The following is a 16,689-nucleotide window of genomic DNA, read 5'->3' as shown; positions in this document are numbered from 1 at the left end:
AACGCAGCTAACACCCCAGCAGCTTCAAGGACGAAAGGTATGTTTCAGACTAGCATAATGATCCATACCCCATGGACAGGTGAATCGATCAAGCCAACAAGAAAAGTTATTTTCGGGCGATTTTGACAGCAAACACTTTACCGAGATGCCGAATAAGGCACACTGATTACGCTAAACTTGCAGCAACAGACCTTATTAAGAAATGCCATCAATCCGATCAGCAACATATTCAGGAGTCAGCGTGGAAAGAAGTGTGTTTTATATTTCGGATGGTACGGCAATTACTGCGGAAGTGCTGGGTCATGCTGTTCTGTCGCAATTTCCGGTTAAAGCCACCACCTTTACGCTGCCCTTTGTTGAAAGTGCCGCACGGGCGCGAGAAGTTTGCCAAAAAATCAATGATATCTATCAAGACACGGGTGTCAGACCGCTGGTTTTTTACTCGATAATCAGTCCAGAAGTGCGGGAACTCATTCAGCACAGTGAAGGGTTCTGCCAAGATATTGTGCAGGCATTGGTTGCGCCACTTCAGGGTGAACTCGGCGTGCCGCCGCAACCGGTGCTCAATCGCACCCATGGCTTAACCGAAAGCAATCTGGGCAAATATGATGCCCGTATCGCCGCCATTGATTACGCCCTGGCGCATGATGACGGTATTTCTCTACGCAATCTGGATCAAGCGCAAGTGATTCTATTGGGGGTCTCCCGCTGCGGAAAAACCCCCACCAGCCTCTATTTAGCCATGCAATTTGGTATTCGTGCCGCAAATTACCCGTTTATCGCCGATGATATGGACAATTTGCAGCTTCCCGCGGCGCTGAAACCCTTTCAGCACAAACTTTTTGGTCTAACCATTAACCCTGAGCGGCTGGCAGCCATTCGTGAGGAGCGGCGAGAAAACAGCCGTTACGCCTCACTGCGCCAATGCCGAATGGAAGTGGGTGAAGTGGAGGCGCTATTTCGCAAAAATCAGATTCGTTATCTGAACTCCACCAACTACTCCGTCGAGGAGATCTCAACCAAAATTCTGGATATTTTGGGCATGAGTCGGCGAATGTTCTAATCAGACCATTGCCAGACTTATCATTTGCAATTTATTTAATCAAAATTTGTATAAATCACGGCAATGGCGGTTGAATTCATTTAGTTTTGGTTTATTGTGATCGCCATCACTTCCCGGTATTCCTGCCGCAGAGAAGAACGGATTTAGAGAATTTCCATGCATAAGACAGATGAATTGCGGACCGCGCGCATCGACAGCTTAATTACGCCACAACAACTGGCGGAGAAGTTGCCGATCTCTGCGGCTATAGCCGATAACGTGACAGCGTCACGTAAGCGGATTGAGAAGATACTCACCGGCGAAGACCCGCGTCTGCTGGTGGTGGTCGGCCCCTGTTCAATTCACGACCTTGATGCCGCGATTGATTACGCCACTCGTCTGAATGTATTGCGCGAGCGCTATCAAGACCGCCTCGAAATCGTCATGCGCACTTATTTCGAAAAGCCGCGCACAGTCGTGGGCTGGAAGGGGCTGATTTCTGACCCCGCTCTTGATGGCTCCTGTCAGGTCAATCTGGGTATTGAGATGGCGCGTCGCTTACTGCTGGCAGTGAATGAGCTAGGGCTGCCGACGGCGACAGAGTTCCTTGATATGGTGACCGGTCAATATATTGCCGATCTTATCAGTTGGGGCGCGATTGGCGCACGTACCACCGAAAGCCAGATTCATCGTGAAATGGCCTCGGCACTCTCCTGCCCGGTTGGTTTCAAAAATGGCACTGACGGCAATACCCGCATTGCTATTGATGCTATTCGTGCCGCACAAGCTAGCCACATGTTTTTATCGCCAGATAAGCATGGCCAGATGACGATTTACCAAACCAGTGGTAACCCGCACGGCCACATCATCATGCGCGGCGGCAAAACCCCTAACTATGGTGCTGCGGATATTGCCGCAGCCTGTGATAGCCTGCGTGAATTCGATCTGCCCGAACATCTGGTGGTGGATTTCAGCCACGGCAATTGCCAGAAGATGCATCGTCGTCAGTTAGAAGTTGCCGCTGATATTGGTCAGCAGATCCGCGCCGGTTCAACCGCTATCGTCGGTGTGATGGCGGAAAGCTTCCTGATCGAGGGAACACAGAAAATTGTTGCGGATCAACCCTTAACCTATGGGCAATCCATCACCGACCCTTGCCTGAACTGGGCCGATACTGAGCAACTATTGAACTTACTGGCAGATGCGGTCAGCAGCCGATTTTGATTAGCAAGGTAATTTAATTAAAATAGTGATAGAGCGGAATTGACCTTCCCAGGTTAATCACCGCAAGTTAATTCTGTTCTATCACTGAATTTAATAATCTACACCATTACAATTCACCCTCACGTCTCATTCTTCCTATCCCTTCATCAACACCAATTCACGAGCCGAATCGTTAATGAAAAACAAGGAATTGGCATATCAAGTAATGAATATTGCTATTGATACATCGCTTAGATGAAGATGATAATTATTATCACATTTAAAATGATACGAACGCTAAAAAACAAACATTATGCATAATTCCACTCATCGCATTCAGGCATTGAATTGTACAACAGACCAACACCACTCTACTTCGCCATTTTCCTCCATCAACAGCGAACAACTGCTCGGTCAGCATGATGTGGTGACCATCAATCACCAAGGGCAGCTCTACTATTTACGCCAAACCAAAGCAGGAAAACTGATCCTAACTAAATGATTTTTAGTTGCCAGAATCCTGTTTCCACCCATTACCACTATGCCAGCCACCGAAGACTTAACACCCAGGCAGCCAGCAATCCTTTGATTATGTTTAATAACATATGGAGAGTTGCTTATGCCTCGTTTCTTTCATTTGTCTTCATGCAGTCTGGCAATCACCCTGGCATTATCGCCCTTAGCCACTGCCAGTCTCGCCGCCGAGAGTAAAAATGACACCCTTGTCATTACTGCTGATCGCCCCATCACGGATAGTTTTAATGCTGCCGGAACCATCACCACCATTGATGATTCATTGCCACAAAAGCAAACCGCGACCACTGCCGCAGAAATGCTGCAAAATCTCCCCGGTGTCAGCGTGACCGGTGTTGGCCGCACTAACGGGCAGAGTGTCAGTATCCGAGGCTATGACCAATATGGGGTACTGGTACTGATTGATGGTATCCGTCAGGGAATTAGCGGCTCTCATATCAACGGGACTTTCATTGATCCGGCGTTGATAAAACAGGTTAGCGTCATTCGCAGCCCATCAACCTCACTGTTCGGTAGCGGAGCTATGGGCGGGGTGATTGCTTACCAAACGGTGACGGCGGCAGATCTATTGGCTAAAGATCAAAACCTGGGTTTCCGAGTCAGCAGCTATAGCGCCAGCGCCTATCACAGTCGCGGCGCGGCGCTATCTGTTTTTGGCCGAACAGATAATCTGGACGGCCTGATGGCCATGAGTAAACGTAAGGTAGGAAATATACGCCAAAGTGATGGTTATACTGCCCCCAATCATGAGCATGTGAGCAATCTGATGCTCAAAGGCACCGCCTACCTCTCTGATGGTCAATCATTAACCACGGGACTGCGCTATTACAACAACCGCGCGCAGCAGCCTAAAATGGCCAATAATAGCCAGCCAAACCCACGAATGAACCCCATGATGGCACGACTGACCCTGCAACGTGATGCCGATCTGACCTATCGACTGCAACCGCAACACCTTGACTGGCTGGATCTCACCACCAAAGTCTACTACTCCGAGATTAATGTCAGTGATCAGGTGAGCGCACGGGATTTTGGCAATCGTAAACAGACCACTTTGGGAGTAAAACTGGAGAATCGTAGTACGCTACTTGCCGATAGTCCGGCGGCACATTTGCTCACTTACGGTGTAGCGCGTTATCGTCAGCAGCAGATCCCAGATGGCTTGATTCGTAGCTTCCCGCCGGCCAAAATCAACTTTACCTCCGGTTGGTTGCAAGATGAGATAACCCTGCGCAACCTGCCGGTGACCTTACTGGCGGGGAGCCGTTTCGATAGTTATCAAAACAGCCGCGTGGGTTTTGCCAATCGAGAGGCCAAAAAATGGTCAACGCGGGGTGCGGTGACACTCAACCCGACAGATTGGCTGATGCTGTTTGGGGCCTACAGCCAGGCGTTTCGCACCCCGACACTCGCCGAACTGTATAACAACTCAAATCATTTCTGGATAAATTACTGGACACCCAACCCAAATTTGCAACCCGAAAGTAACGTCACTCGTGAAGCAGGATTGGGCTTACACTTTAACTCGCTACTGACGGATGACGACGCAGTCAAATTTAAAGCCAGCTATTTCGCTATTAATGCTGAAAACCGCATTACCCCTGAGGTTAAACTCCGCACATCTCGGTACATTAATATCCCCCACAGCAAAAGTTGGGGTTGGGATGCATCAATGGACTATCAAAACCCGTGGTTTGACTGGACACTGGCCTATAACCGCACCCGGGGCATTAACCTTGAAACCCGCAAATATATTAACAGCATCAATCCCGATACTGTTACCAGCCGCCTGAATGTGCCTATCGCCAACACTGGTCTGAGTGCGGGCTGGCTCGCCAAGATGGTCGGCAACACACAATTTATGAAAAATAATGATGCTCAACAGATGTCGGGAAAACCCTATAAACCACAACATGGCTACACCCTGCATGATTTTTACCTGAGTTATCGCGGGCAAGGGGCTTTGAAAGGTGTCACCACCACAGCCGTCCTGAGTAATGCTTTCAACAAAGAGCACTACTCACCACAAGCCATTCCTCAAGATGGGCGCAATGCAAAATTACTGATCAGCTATCAATGGTGATCAAGGGAGCATTCAACACGTAGATAATTTTTGATTGAGAATAGAGTGGCAGGGTATATCCCCCTGCCACCTGGCCCCTTAGCTGGAGCAGGAGATTTCCAGATGTTTTCCCCAATCCGGCGGCAATGCGGCCAGGTAATCCAACTCAGGTTGATCGGCAAAAGGTTGCTGCAACGCCTGATGTAAGCGCTGCAATGGCTGAATATCATCCTTTTCAGCATGATCAATTACATGCTGAGCCAGATAGTTGCGCAGTATGTATTTAGGATTAACCGCTTTCATCGCCTGCTGGCGCTGTACATCGTCAATCGACTCTTGCTGTAAACGTGCGCGATAGCGGCTATACCAACTGTCAAAACCGGCTCTGTCGACAAAATCATCCCGCAATGGCGATTGTACCGAGTGGATTTCAACCTCACTCAGCAGACGGAAGGTGCGGCTATAGTCCCGCCCCTCTTTGATCATCAAACTCAACAACTCCGTCAGCAGGTCGTTATCCTGACTGCCGTTTTCGAAAAAACCCAATTTGGCGCGCATCTGCTGACCATAAGCCATCATTAACTCTGGCTCATAAGTATTCAGCGCCAGTTGCAATTGCTCTACCGACATCAAACCGGATAGCGCCTGCCCTAACCGATGCAGGTTCCACAGTGCGACCGCCGGCTGATTATCAAAAGCATAACGCCCCTGATGGTCGGAGTGATTGCATATATAGCCGGGGACGTAATCATCAAGGAAACCAAATGGGCCATAGTCCATAGTTATGCCAAGAATCGACATATTATCGGTATTCATCACGCCGTGGGCGAAACCCACGGTTTGCCAATGGGCCATTAAGCGGGCGGTGCGTTTGACCACATCGGTAAACCACAGCAGGTAACCCTCCGCCAGCCCGACAAACTGCGGCCAGTGGCGGGCAATAACATAGTCGGCCAGCTGTTTGACCTGCTCAGGCTGCTGTCGATAGTAGAAATGCTCAAAATGACCAAAGCGTACATGGCTTTCTGCCACCCGCAGTAGCATCGCCCCGCGCTCTGGTTGCTCACGATAAACCGGATGATTGCTGGTGACGATGGTCAATGCACGACTGGTGGGGATCCCCAGATGATGCAAGGCTTCGGAAGCCAAAAACTCTCTCACCACTGAGCGCAACACTGCGCGCCCATCGCCCATACGCGAATAAGGGGTTAAACCCGCCCCTTTCAAATGCCAATCCATACTGCGGCCGTCACTCAGCTGTTGTTCCCCCAGCAAAATACCGCGACCGTCACCCAGTTGCCCCGCCCATACGCCAAATTGGTGGCCGCTATAGACCTGCGCCAGCGGCTCCATGCCCGGTAATAGCGCCTCGCCCGCCCATATGGCCGCTTTCGGGCCACTAAACCAGCTGGCATCAAGCCCTAACTCTTGCGCCAGTGGCTCACTGTGATAGAGCAAATGCGCCCCTTTTAATGGCGTTGGCTGTAAATGGCTGTAGAAACCGCTCAGTTGTTGCCCATAGCTATTCTTAAATAGAGGGGCGTTTTTAAATTGAGGGGCGTTATCAGGTAACATCAGCGTAATACCTCCGCCAGCCAGTGACGAACTTGCAGCAGCTCAGCGTGTGACTCAGGGAAATCAGCACTTAATTGCTGGCAGACAGCATTGATGGTATCAGGGCGATAGGTCACGCCCTGTAGCCGTTCTGCTAGCGCCTCCAGCGGGGCTGGGTTCAAACTGTCGGTGAATATTTGGCAGCGATCAATCGCGCCGTGTAATACATCAAAATGTAGCTCAATTCCGCCCCAAACAAAGCGAGTATCGGCTAAATGGCTAAAGGCTGGGGCTTGACCAAAGTTCCATTCCCAACTGCTCTGTTTGGCAAATTGCTCAGTGAAGCCGGGCAGGTCTGGCAAAGCTTGTGGCGAGATGATCTCTGCTGCGACTTTTTCATCATAATAATCGAAGAATGCCTGCTCAATAGCAGCGCAAATCTGCTGGTGGTTAACTCCCGGTAACAGCTCCACCAAATTGGTGACTCGGGAGCGCACGGAGGTAATGCCTTTGGCCTGCAATTTTTTGGGATCGGGATTCAGGTAATCGGCTAAACGGTTGAGGTCAGCACTCAGCAATAGCGTGCCATGGTGAAAGCCGCGATCTTTGGTCTCTTTGTAAGCAGAACCCGAAACTTTGCGCTCACCATCATCCTTAACCACCACTAAGTCATTACGCCCGGAAGCCGTAGCCGAGATCCCTAGCGAGGCCAAGGCACTGAGAATAATTTGAGTTGATATTGTTTTATCGTATTCCGGCTTACCTGCCATAAAAGTGAAGCAGGTGTTGCCCAAATCATGAAATACCGCCCCGCCGCCACTGCTGCGACGCGCCAGTTTCACGCCATCTTGTTCCATGCGCCGTGTATTGCACTCTTTCCACGGATTCTGAGCACGACCAATGACCACGGTATTGGCGTTTCGCCACAAAAACAGCACCCGCTGATCCGGTGACATTTGGCGAAAGATGCACTCTTCTACTGCCAGATTAAACCAGGGATCATAAGAATCAGAAATGAGTAAGCGAAGGGATGACATAAACAGGCTCCGAACCAGAATAAGCAGCCACTAAGATAACATAACCCACAGTGATATCTTCAGGTTCAGCCTATCGATGCAATACCCTATTTAGATGCGACGCGCTTGCCAGTAGACACGTTTCCAGTACACATTTTCCAGTGATGAGCGGATAACACCTTTACTGGTTGAGGCATGGATGAATTCGTCATTGGTATCGTAAATGCCAACATGCAACCCATTCTGGCCACTGCCGGTTTTGAAGAAGACTAAATCGCCGGGCATCAGATCATCACGGGAGACTTTAGTCCCTAACGTGGTTTGTGCCACCGTGGTGCGGGGTAATTGCATATCAAAACGATCACGGAAGGTGCGGTAAACAAATCCAGAACAGTCAACGCCACTTTGATCCAGCCCGCCATTTCGGTACGGCGTGCCCTCCCATTGACGTAATTGCTCATTCAGTTTGGCAACCACCACAATAGAATCAGACAAGTGACCACCTGGTGTCGGTGCATGGCTGCTACAGCCAGCAAGGATCATGCTGATCAGAAAGATCCAAAAACGCATCCGCATCGATATTCCACCCAGGGTAAGGCTCAGCCAATTCGCCGCACAGTGAACTGTGCGGCACTTTATCTGGCTGACGAAAGGCACCAGTAGGGCTAATTTAGCTATCGAGTATGGAAAAAACAAGTGATATGAATGAGATAATGGATTTAAGCGCCTTTTACCGGCTTAGTGTTTATCAACCAGATACCCAGCAGAATAAAAACTGCCCCCATGGTTTTCAGTAAAGTCGCGGGTTCATTAAACCAAGGCAGTAATACAGCGGCCAAATAGACCAGCGCATAACTAAGGCTCAATAACGGATAAGCTCGATTGAGCGGCAAATATCTTAACGCAAAAAACCAACACAACATCGATAAGGCATAGCCCATCAGCCCGCAGATGACGGCGATCAGTTGGGTTAGGTGATTTGCTAAGAATTCGAGATTGATATCGGCCAATGACATCAACGGGGTATGCATCATGCCCCATTTCAGCATTAACTGGGCAGCAGTCACTAGTATGACGCTGCCGATCCCCCACAGATACCCTTTCATCAGCGCCAACTTATTAACAGGATGCCAAACATAATGGCGGCAATCCCTAACCAATGGCGTGATGTTGCTTTCTCGCCATAAAACAGTCGTGCAGCCAGGGTGACCAGCACGAAATTAAAGCTCAGTAACGGATAGGCCACACTCAGCGGCAGATGTTGCAGTAAACGTAACCACAGCAACATCCCCAAACCGAGCAGCATGATAGCGGCGGCAAGCCAGCTCAGTGTCGGGGCCAGCCGCACTTCACGCGACCTTCCCCAGCATTGCGCCGCTTGTTTCTGACACAATTGGCCCGCACAGGTCAATAAACTGACCATGACCAATAGCAGGTAACTTGTCATGGTGCCTTTTTGTACCACAAAAGTGCCAAACGATTCATCAAGTTAACCTTATCTGCTGCCGGTAAATAGGCCGGAATTGCCTCATCGCGGGATAGTTGCATCACCAAAGATACATCCCCTTGCTGCCTTGCCCTAGCCAGCCATTGACTGAAATCTTCGCCGCTGACGAACTGGTTTTTACTGTCAGCATAGTTCAGCCCATAGGTCAGTTCACCCTTCTCACTGAGTATCAGTATATCACTACGTTTCAGTTGCCATGCTAATCCCGCAGCCACACCCACACTGTCGGCAAGCACGTAGCGGCTGCTGTTCAGCTCACTAAAATTATTCTGGATAAAATTTTGTGGCTGTTTGGAATCAATGACTTGTTGCGGGATCAGATATCCCACCAGCAAAATAAACAGTAGTGGACATGCCGCCGCCCAGCGCCAATGACGCGCATTATTACGCCAGGTCACAAAGCCCACCAGACCCCATCCCGCAAAGGCAACTGTTGCAAACACCACTTTCAGATGTTCTTGCGGCCCGTAAGCCACCAGACCACTCACTAGCCCCGCGCCGATAACCAGCACCGCCAACGCACAAGCCAGTCCAAACAGGAAGTTGATGACACCATTAATCTTGAGCGCACGCATTCGCAAATTATTAGCGCAATCTGTCGCATAGGCGGCCATCAGCAAGGATAGCGGTGCCATGCACGGCAGGATATAGGTCGGCAGCTTCCCCTTTGCCACACTGAAAAATAGCAACGGCATCAGCACCCAACTGAGTAAAAAGAACAGTTCAGGTCGCGCTACACGCTCACGCCACCCCTTGAGAAGGGCTCCTGGCAATAGCCCTAACCAGGGTAAAACACCGAGGCACAATATCGGTAGGTAGTACCAGAACGGAGCTTTATGTTGCGCATCTTTCTCGGCAAATCGCTGAATATGCTCAACCCAGAAGAAATAATGCCAAAAATCAGGCTCGCGCTGTGCAATTGCTAATGCCCACGGCAAACTCAATAGCACTGCACTCACTATCGCGATTGGACCAAAAATAAGCAGCTCTTTTAGCCGTTTTTGCTGTATCACGATGGGCAGCACAGAAATGACGGGGATCGCCAACGCTAGAAAACCTTTGGTCATAAAACCCATCCCACAAGCAAGGCCGAGCAGCAGATATGCGCCAACCTTCTGCGCCGACGTCTCTGCCCGCAGTGTGAGATAAAAACAGACCATTGATGCGGTTAACCACAATGAGATCATTGGGTCCAGTACCGCATAAGTCCCGATACCAAACACCAGCAACATGGAGAGATAAATTAATGTCGCCAGCACCGACGTAGCACGATTACGCCATAATAACGTCGCCAACCAGTAGATTAATATGGCACTCAGCGCGGTGCTAAAAATTGAGCCAAACCGGACGGCGAAATTCGTGTCACCAAATATCCACTGGCTAATATTATTAAACCAATATCCCGCGATGGGTTTCTCAAAATAACGGATGCCCAGTAGATGTGGCACAATCCAGTCGCCACGTTGCAACATCTCCCGGCTAATTTCAGCATAGCGCGTTTCGTCAGGTTGCCAAAATAGACGGCTATTGACCGGTAATAGATATACCAGAGCAAAAAATAACGATAGCAGTACCGCACCACTTCCTTTTAACAGCCTCATCCTGCACCCTTTATATCTGTCTGGCATCCTAACCAGCCCTCTCGACCGGGAAAAGCTGCACGGACAATTTTACCCACAGGTAATGAATCCGAATTATCGGGTAATAGTTCACTGAGAGGACAAAACTGGATATTTTGTTTTTCCGCTCGAATCAATAACTGCTCAAACATATGAGCCTGAGACACACCTTCAACCTCGGCATGGATGGTATAAACCGGCACACCCTGGTCACGTAACATGGCTTCAATAATAAAATCATTAAAATCTTCAGCGCGAACCTCACTCCCCACGACTTCATCGTAAGTCGGTAAAGTGACCGGGATTTGGACACTGCCTAAGCTGCCATCCGGCAGTTGTGGTCGGAAGGGATGAGTACCACGGCAATCGCTGTTATAGCGGAAAGAAAATGGCTGTTTTGCCGCTAAAACACGTTCATCGGCACGCCAGCCCGCAGCGGCGGAGCAGGTGACCGGCTGCTGAATGCTCTGTTCTAATGCATCCACACCCAACTGCACCTGCTCAGTCAGTTGTTGCATTGACCACGACGCAACTTTAGCCTGCCAGCCTTGATGATCCCAGGCGTGTAAACCCACTTCATGCCCCGCCTGTAGCGTGGTTTTCATCAGTGGGCCAAGGTCTTTAGCGATCTTTTTACCCGGCCAGGCCGTACCTGCCAGCAGAATATCCCAGCCATAGAGTGAGGCGGCGTTAGATCGCAGCATCTTCCACAGAAAACGTGGTCGGAAAAGACGCCATAAATGACGCCCCATGTTATCCGGCCCGACACTGAAGAAGAAACTGGCCTTAACATCATGCTTTGCCAATACGGCAAGCAATGAGGGTACGCCTTCCTTGGTGCCACGGTAGGTATCAACATCAATCCTCAGGCCAACTTGCTTCATACCTGATGATCGTCCTTTGAGCTGTCGTTCAGTTCAAGTACTGCGCCACGCAGGAAGAAATCCAAGGTTTCGGTGACGGTTTGTTGCAAGGCGACTTCAGGTTGCCAGTGTAAAATGCGGCGCGCATTGCGAATACTTGGCGTGCGGTACTCTACGTCCTGATAGCCTTTCCCATAATAGGCACTGCTTTCAATATCTTTAAAGCCAGCAAATGGCGGGAAATGGCCACGTAACTCATGCTCTTCGAAGCTACTCAACAGCATTTCAGCTAACTCACGAATGCTGGCTTCATTGGTTGGGTTACCAATGTTGATAATCTGGCCATCACAGCACCCGTCACAGTTCTCGATAATACGAAATAGCGCTTCAATACCATCATGAATATCGGTAAAGCAGCGTTTTTGCGCACCACCATCAACCAGTTTAATCGGTGAGCCTTCGACCAGATTTAAAATAAGCTGAGTAATGGCGCGGGAGCTACCAATACGCGCAGCATCAAGATTATCCAAGCGCGGCCCCATCCAGTTGAAAGGACGGAACAGGGTGAATCTTAAATTTTCTTTCGCGCCATAGGCCCAAATCACGCGATCCAACAATTGCTTAGAGACGGAGTAGATCCAACGCTGTTTATTAATTGGCCCCACAATCAGTCGCGAACTGTCTTCATCGAACTCTTTATCATCACACATGCCATAAACTTCAGATGTGGATGGGAAGACAATACGCTTATTGTATTTAACGCAGTCGCGCACAATCTTCAGATTTTCTTCAAAATCCAATTCGAACACACGTAACGGGTTGCGGGTATATTCGATCGGCGTGGCAATAGCAACCAGTGGCAAAATAACGTCACACTTCTTAATGTGGTACTCAATCCATTCGGAATGAATACTAATATCCCCTTCCACGAAATGGAAATAGGGATTATCCAGGAAGCGGCTAATGGCGTCAGAGCCAATATCCAGACCATAAACTTCGTAGCGGTCATCGCGTAATAAGCGCTCGGTTAAGTGATTTCCAATAAAGCCATTCACGCCAAGAATTAACACCCGCGTCCGTCTTTTTAGGGTTTTGCTTGGTTTTCTGGCTAAACGCACGTCAGTGACAATACCCATCTCTAGTGCCAGACGGTTGCCCTGAACGTATAAACCACTTTCACCTTGGCCTGCCACAATCTCCAATGCCCCTCCACCACAAGCAACAACTAGTGGTGACGTCGACAGCACAGTACCGGGCAATTTTCCATGTGTCACATCCAGTGGACGTGCACGCCAGATGATCAGTTTACGCTGCCCAAGATAGCTGAAAGCACCGGGATAAGGTTCTGTCACGGCACGCACCAGATTATTGATAGCTGACGCTGACTGATGCCAGTGAATCTCACCATCTGCTGCGGTACGACGGCCAAAATAGCTGGCTTCAGCTTCATTTTGTGGTGTCAGAGGCAGTGGTGCGTCTTTCATTTTAGGCAATAAATCACCTAATAAATATTGAGAAGCATCACGCATTTTCCCATGTAAGGTTAATGCGGTGTCTGCATCACTAATGGCAACTTTATATTGACCTACTATCGGGCCAGCATCAGCTTTTTTTACCATTTGGTGCAGGGTCACACCTGTTTCAGTTTCCCCGTTCACCAGCGCCCAGTTAATTGGCGCGCGGCCACGATATTTAGGTAACAGCGAACCATGTAAATTAAATGCGCCGCGCGGTGCTAATGACAAAATATCGTCACAAAGCATATTGCGATAATAGAAAGAGAATATGATATCAGGCTGTAATTGCTGAATACGCTCAATCCACAGCGGGTGATTAACATCTTCCGGCGCAAATACCGGTAAATCTAAATCAGCGGCGACACGCGCCACTGAAGTGAAAAAGCGATTTTCATTGGGGTCATCAGTATGGGTAAATACCGCCTGAATATCGTAACCCGCGTCAACCAGTGCTTTCAGACCTACACAGCCAATATCATGATAGGCAAATACAATCGCTTTCATTTCTCTATTTCCTGATTATTTTCGGTCTGCTCACCGCCGACCACTTTCTGTATGAAATAACGTGGGCGTGCACGTACATCGTTATAAATACGGCCAATATATTCACCGAGTAGCCCCATACCGACGAATTGAGCACCAATGAACATGAACAGCACGGCAAATAGCGTAAAGACACCACCGCCAGCCCATTCGGGGCCAAAGACCAAACGCAAAACCACTAGCAGCACCGCCAGCGTGAAGCCAGAGAGTGCAATGATACTGCCGACTAAACTGAGCAAACGTAGCGGCGTCGTGGTTAGGCAGGTAATCAGGTCATACATCAGATTGATGAGTTTCATCAGGCTGTATTTTGAGTCGCCAAATTCGCGCTCAGCATGATGAACAGTAATTTCAGTGGTGCGGCGGGCAAAGGTATTTGCCAGGATAGGAATAAAGGTACTGCGTTCGTGACAGTGTAACATTGCCTCGACGATATGGCGGCGATAAGCTCGTAACATGCAGCCATAATCCCCCATTGATTTCCCCGTCGCCCGTTGAATCATCATGTTGATCATGCGGGAGGCCGTTTTACGAAACAGCGAGTCCTGACGGTTGGCACGTACGGTGCCGACAACGTCATAACCCTCTTCCGCCACTGTGACCAGCCGAGGGATCTCTTCTGGCGGATTTTGCAGATCCGCATCAAGAGTAATCACCAGATCACCGCTGACCTGATTGAACCCCGCCATAATCGCCGAGTGTTGGCCATAGTTGCGATTGAGTAAAACAGCAATGATGCAGCTATCAGGCTCATTAGCCGCCGCAGTCAAAATATCAGCAGAGTTATCACTGCTACCATCATCAACCAGAATAATTTCATAAGGTTGAGTGAGTAATTTACAGGCCGCCGATGTTCTCTCAATTAATACCGGCAAGCTCTCTTGCTCGTTATAAACCGGGATAACCACGGAGACTTTCTTGATCTCTTCATTTTGTAACACGGTGCGGCCCTATAATAGTTGTCAGTGCATCAACCACCCGATCAACATCGCTATCCAGCATGTCGGGGAAAAGGGGCAATGTGCATAATCTGGCAGAGTTCCATTCGGTATGAGGTAAATTCAGCTGTGGGAAACGTTCCCGATAATATTTTTGGGTATGCGCCGCGCGAAAATGTAAACCCGTGCCAATCCCTAACTCTTTTAGCTGCGCCATCAGCGAATCACGGCTAATACCGCAACGCTCCTCGTCGACACGGACCATAAATAGATGCCATACATGTTGATGGGGATAGTGAGGAACAGCCAGTGGTTGCAAGGGAGAACCCGCTAATGCCGCATGATAGCGAGCGGCCAGTTCCTGACGGCGAGCGTTGATTTCAGGTAAGCGCTGGAGTTGCACCACGGCAATAGCGGCGTGAATATCCGATAAATTGTATTTATAGCCCGGTTCGACAACTTCAGCCTGTGGGCTGCGGCCCTGAACCTGACGATCAAAAGCATCCACGCCCAAACCATGAAACTTAAGCCGACGCACTTTCGTCGCTAGCTCATCATCATCAGTGGCAATTAAGCCACCTTCAGCACAGGTCATATTTTTGATGGCGTGGAAAGAGAAAATAGCCGTGCCCTTTTCACCAATCCATTGATTTCTATAGCGCGTCCCCGCAGCATGGGCCGCGTCTTCAATCAGTGGGATCCCTCGTTGCAGAGCAATAGCTCGCAAAGCATCAAGATCACAGGGTGCGCCAGCGTAATGTACCGGGATAATAGCTTTGGTTTTCGGTGTAATAGCCGCGGCAACATCGGCGGCGCTGACCATTAATGTATCGCGATCGACATCAACCATGACCGGCTCAGCACCGAGTAGCACAATCATGTTTAGCGTTGACACCCAAGTCTGTGACGGCGTAATCACTTCATCGCCCGGACCAATCCCCAGCGCCATCAGCGTGATATGCATCCCCGCAGTGGCAGAGCAGACGGCGACCGCATGTTTGCAGCCAAAGGTCGCGCAAAAATCCGTTTCTAACTGCTGATTCTGTGGGCCGGTCGTTATCCAACCGGAACCGAGCACTTTGACTACCGCGTTAATTTCGTCGCTGCCAATCGCTGGGCGCGAAAAAGGCAAAAAATTCTGCATTAATAAATCCCTAGAGTACTTTGCGCTATCGGCAACTATAGGCCCGAATAAGTTAACGAAAACTAAACGCCACTCAGATAGAGTCGTGAGCTACTAGGGAAAACTCTAGTTCATTAACCTTAAACGAACCTTAAGAAAGCATTGTTTAGCGGATATATTCAAAGTAATAGCCATAGACCTCAGATTGATATTTGTCCAAAAAAATCAAAACCATAATAAAATAAGTGACACTATTTTATCGTGATAACTCAATTAATTAGGCTGCTTAGGAAATATCGAGGTGCAAACTATAATAATTATAGTTAGAAATTATAAATACGGAATATTGATTAGGTGCTACTGATAGAGGGGAATAAGCAAGCGCAACTATTAAATCTTTTTTGTAATAATCCAATTCTGTTGATTAAAACGGTGGATTTGAAAATCGACTTCGAATACTTCCGATAAAGTAGCGGTTTGCATTACCTGCTGAGTCTCCCCTTGGGCAAGCACCTTTCCACACGCCATTAACCACACCTGATCGGCCTGCTGCAAGGTATGGTTAAGGTCATGGGCAGTGATGATTACGCTACGCCCCATGGCACAAAACTCATGCAGTAGCGCATCTAACGCCACTTTTTGCGCCACATCCAAGCCCGTATAGGGCTCATCAAGCAGCAACAATTGACTCTCGGGATTGATATCTGGCCAAACTTGCAAGAATACCGCAGCCAAACGAACACGTTGCCACTCACCGCCAGAGAGTTGTGACAGCATTCGGGGAAGTTTGTCGCTCAGTCGTAATTGGTGGCAGAGATAGCCAATCGTCGCCGCTGCCGCATCCGGGTCAACCCCCGCGGGCTGATAAAGCGCAAGATATTGGAAAATCGGCATCATTGTCAGCGCCGACTGCTGTTGGCTTAAATAGGCCCGTAACCGGGCCAATTCATGCCCTGAATAGAGAGGTAGCGATTTACCCGCCAGTACAATATCCCCAGCAGCAGGTAACAAGCCCGCCACTGCTGCCAGCAACGTGCTTTTCCCTGCCCCATTCGGGCCAATCAAATGAATTTGCCGCCCAGCCGTCACCTGAGTAGAAAAAGGAGCAAGACGAGTATCTACACTGAGATTGCTGAGTTGCAATAGCTTCAAAATGACTTTTTCATCC

At 49.2% G+C, this 16,689-nt stretch carries 15 protein-coding genes; 4 read left to right on the top strand and 11 right to left on the bottom strand.

Features of this window, described 5'->3' with window-relative positions; genetic code table 11:
• Positions 1 to 241: 241 nt before the first annotated feature.
• The 4 genes from ppsR (at position 242) to AACW11_RS18705 (ending at position 4,862) form a co-directional block, all read left to right on the top strand.
• Positions 242 to 1,063: a posphoenolpyruvate synthetase regulatory kinase/phosphorylase PpsR gene (ppsR, locus tag AACW11_RS18720; RefSeq protein WP_212585133.1), complete on the top strand. Its 822-nt coding sequence runs from the start codon at positions 242 to 244 to the stop codon at positions 1,061 to 1,063.
• 156 nt (positions 1,064 to 1,219) lie between these two features.
• The gene (locus tag AACW11_RS18715; RefSeq protein ID WP_212585132.1) at positions 1,220 to 2,266 is read left to right on the top strand and encodes a 3-deoxy-7-phosphoheptulonate synthase; all 1,047 of its coding nucleotides are present in this window, start codon (positions 1,220 to 1,222) and stop codon (positions 2,264 to 2,266) included.
• Between the two features lie 292 nt (positions 2,267 to 2,558).
• Positions 2,559 to 2,747 carry a hemin uptake protein HemP gene (gene hemP / locus AACW11_RS18710; RefSeq protein WP_212585131.1) on the top strand — a complete coding sequence of 63 codons (189 nt, stop codon included), beginning with the start codon at positions 2,559 to 2,561 and terminating at the stop codon, positions 2,745 to 2,747.
• 117 nt (positions 2,748 to 2,864) lie between these two features.
• Positions 2,865 to 4,862, top strand: a complete 1,998-nt coding sequence (locus AACW11_RS18705) for a TonB-dependent hemoglobin/transferrin/lactoferrin family receptor (protein ID WP_212585130.1) — start codon at positions 2,865 to 2,867, stop codon at positions 4,860 to 4,862.
• 78 nt (positions 4,863 to 4,940) lie between these two features.
• Here the strand turns inward: AACW11_RS18705 and AACW11_RS18700 are convergent, their stop codons facing one another.
• From AACW11_RS18700 to btuD, 11 genes are all read right to left on the bottom strand, one after another.
• Positions 4,941 to 6,416 carry a protein adenylyltransferase SelO gene (locus AACW11_RS18700; protein WP_212585129.1) on the bottom strand — a complete coding sequence of 492 codons (1,476 nt, stop codon included), beginning with the start codon at positions 6,414 to 6,416 and terminating at the stop codon, positions 4,941 to 4,943.
• Positions 6,416 to 7,432 (bottom strand): lipoate--protein ligase A, encoded by a 1,017-nt coding sequence (locus AACW11_RS18695; RefSeq protein ID WP_212585128.1) that lies wholly within the window; start codon positions 7,430 to 7,432, stop codon positions 6,416 to 6,418. The genes AACW11_RS18700 and AACW11_RS18695 overlap by 1 nt, the downstream gene beginning before the upstream one ends.
• Before the next feature lie 90 nt (positions 7,433 to 7,522).
• Entirely contained in the window at positions 7,523 to 7,987 is a 465-nt protein-coding gene (locus AACW11_RS18690) for an NlpC/P60 family protein (RefSeq protein ID WP_212585127.1), read from the bottom strand.
• A gap of 143 nt (positions 7,988 to 8,130) precedes the next feature.
• Positions 8,131 to 8,517 carry a 4-amino-4-deoxy-L-arabinose-phosphoundecaprenol flippase subunit ArnF gene (gene arnF, locus AACW11_RS18685; RefSeq protein WP_212585126.1) on the bottom strand — a complete coding sequence of 129 codons (387 nt, stop codon included), beginning with the start codon at positions 8,515 to 8,517 and terminating at the stop codon, positions 8,131 to 8,133.
• On the bottom strand, positions 8,517 to 8,858 hold the full coding sequence (gene arnE, locus AACW11_RS18680) for a 4-amino-4-deoxy-L-arabinose-phosphoundecaprenol flippase subunit ArnE (protein WP_212585125.1): 342 nt from the start codon (positions 8,856 to 8,858) through the stop codon (positions 8,517 to 8,519). Before arnE ends, arnF begins: the two co-directional genes overlap by 1 nt.
• Positions 8,855 to 10,519, bottom strand: coding sequence for a lipid IV(A) 4-amino-4-deoxy-L-arabinosyltransferase (gene arnT, locus AACW11_RS18675; RefSeq protein WP_212585124.1), 1,665 nt, complete (start codon positions 10,517 to 10,519; stop codon positions 8,855 to 8,857). The genes arnE and arnT overlap by 4 nt, the downstream gene beginning before the upstream one ends.
• Positions 10,516 to 11,421 carry a 4-deoxy-4-formamido-L-arabinose-phosphoundecaprenol deformylase gene (arnD, locus tag AACW11_RS18670; RefSeq protein ID WP_212585123.1) on the bottom strand — a complete coding sequence of 302 codons (906 nt, stop codon included), beginning with the start codon at positions 11,419 to 11,421 and terminating at the stop codon, positions 10,516 to 10,518. The genes arnT and arnD overlap by 4 nt, the downstream gene beginning before the upstream one ends.
• Positions 11,418 to 13,421, bottom strand: a complete 2,004-nt coding sequence (gene arnA, locus AACW11_RS18665; protein WP_212585122.1) for a bifunctional UDP-4-amino-4-deoxy-L-arabinose formyltransferase/UDP-glucuronic acid oxidase ArnA — start codon at positions 13,419 to 13,421, stop codon at positions 11,418 to 11,420. Before arnA ends, arnD begins: the two co-directional genes overlap by 4 nt.
• On the bottom strand, positions 13,418 to 14,401 hold the full coding sequence (gene arnC, locus AACW11_RS18660; protein WP_212585121.1) for an undecaprenyl-phosphate 4-deoxy-4-formamido-L-arabinose transferase: 984 nt from the start codon (positions 14,399 to 14,401) through the stop codon (positions 13,418 to 13,420). Before arnC ends, arnA begins: the two co-directional genes overlap by 4 nt.
• Entirely contained in the window at positions 14,388 to 15,542 is a 1,155-nt protein-coding gene (gene arnB, locus AACW11_RS18655) for a UDP-4-amino-4-deoxy-L-arabinose aminotransferase (protein WP_212585120.1), read from the bottom strand. Before arnB ends, arnC begins: the two co-directional genes overlap by 14 nt.
• 369 nt (positions 15,543 to 15,911) lie before the next feature.
• Positions 15,912 to 16,673 carry a vitamin B12 ABC transporter ATP-binding protein BtuD gene (gene btuD / locus AACW11_RS18650; protein WP_212585119.1) on the bottom strand — a complete coding sequence of 254 codons (762 nt, stop codon included), beginning with the start codon at positions 16,671 to 16,673 and terminating at the stop codon, positions 15,912 to 15,914.
• Positions 16,674 to 16,689: the final 16 nt, after the last annotated feature.

Source organism: Yersinia sp. Marseille-Q3913 (assembly GCF_963892745.1).
GTDB classification, from domain to species: domain Bacteria; phylum Pseudomonadota; class Gammaproteobacteria; order Enterobacterales; family Enterobacteriaceae; genus Yersinia; species Yersinia bercovieri.
This window is presented reverse-complemented; position numbering and strand designations above follow the sequence as displayed.

What these genes read in the sequence shown, in the direction of transcription:
- AACW11_RS18715 (WP_212585132.1), top strand. Translation starts at nt 1,220, where the DNA reads ATGCATAAGACAGATGAATTGCGGACCGCGCGCATCGACAGCTTAATT.
- hemP (WP_212585131.1), top strand. Translation starts at nt 2,559, where the DNA reads ATGCATAATTCCACTCATCGCATTCAGGCATTGAATTGTACAACAGAC.
- AACW11_RS18705 (WP_212585130.1), top strand. Translation starts at nt 2,865, where the DNA reads ATGCCTCGTTTCTTTCATTTGTCTTCATGCAGTCTGGCAATCACCCTG.
- AACW11_RS18700 (WP_212585129.1), bottom strand. Translation starts at nt 6,416, where the DNA reads ATGTTACCTGATAACGCCCCTCAATTTAAAAACGCCCCTCTATTTAAG.
- AACW11_RS18695 (WP_212585128.1), bottom strand. Translation starts at nt 7,432, where the DNA reads ATGTCATCCCTTCGCTTACTCATTTCTGATTCTTATGATCCCTGGTTT.
- AACW11_RS18690 (WP_212585127.1), bottom strand. Translation starts at nt 7,987, where the DNA reads ATGCGGATGCGTTTTTGGATCTTTCTGATCAGCATGATCCTTGCTGGC.
- arnF (WP_212585126.1), bottom strand. Translation starts at nt 8,517, where the DNA reads ATGAAAGGGTATCTGTGGGGGATCGGCAGCGTCATACTAGTGACTGCT.
- arnE (WP_212585125.1), bottom strand. Translation starts at nt 8,858, where the DNA reads ATGACAAGTTACCTGCTATTGGTCATGGTCAGTTTATTGACCTGTGCG.
- arnT (WP_212585124.1), bottom strand. Translation starts at nt 10,519, where the DNA reads ATGAGGCTGTTAAAAGGAAGTGGTGCGGTACTGCTATCGTTATTTTTT.
- arnD (WP_212585123.1), bottom strand. Translation starts at nt 11,421, where the DNA reads ATGAAGCAAGTTGGCCTGAGGATTGATGTTGATACCTACCGTGGCACC.
- arnA (WP_212585122.1), bottom strand. Translation starts at nt 13,421, where the DNA reads ATGAAAGCGATTGTATTTGCCTATCATGATATTGGCTGTGTAGGTCTG.
- arnB (WP_212585120.1), bottom strand. Translation starts at nt 15,542, where the DNA reads ATGCAGAATTTTTTGCCTTTTTCGCGCCCAGCGATTGGCAGCGACGAA.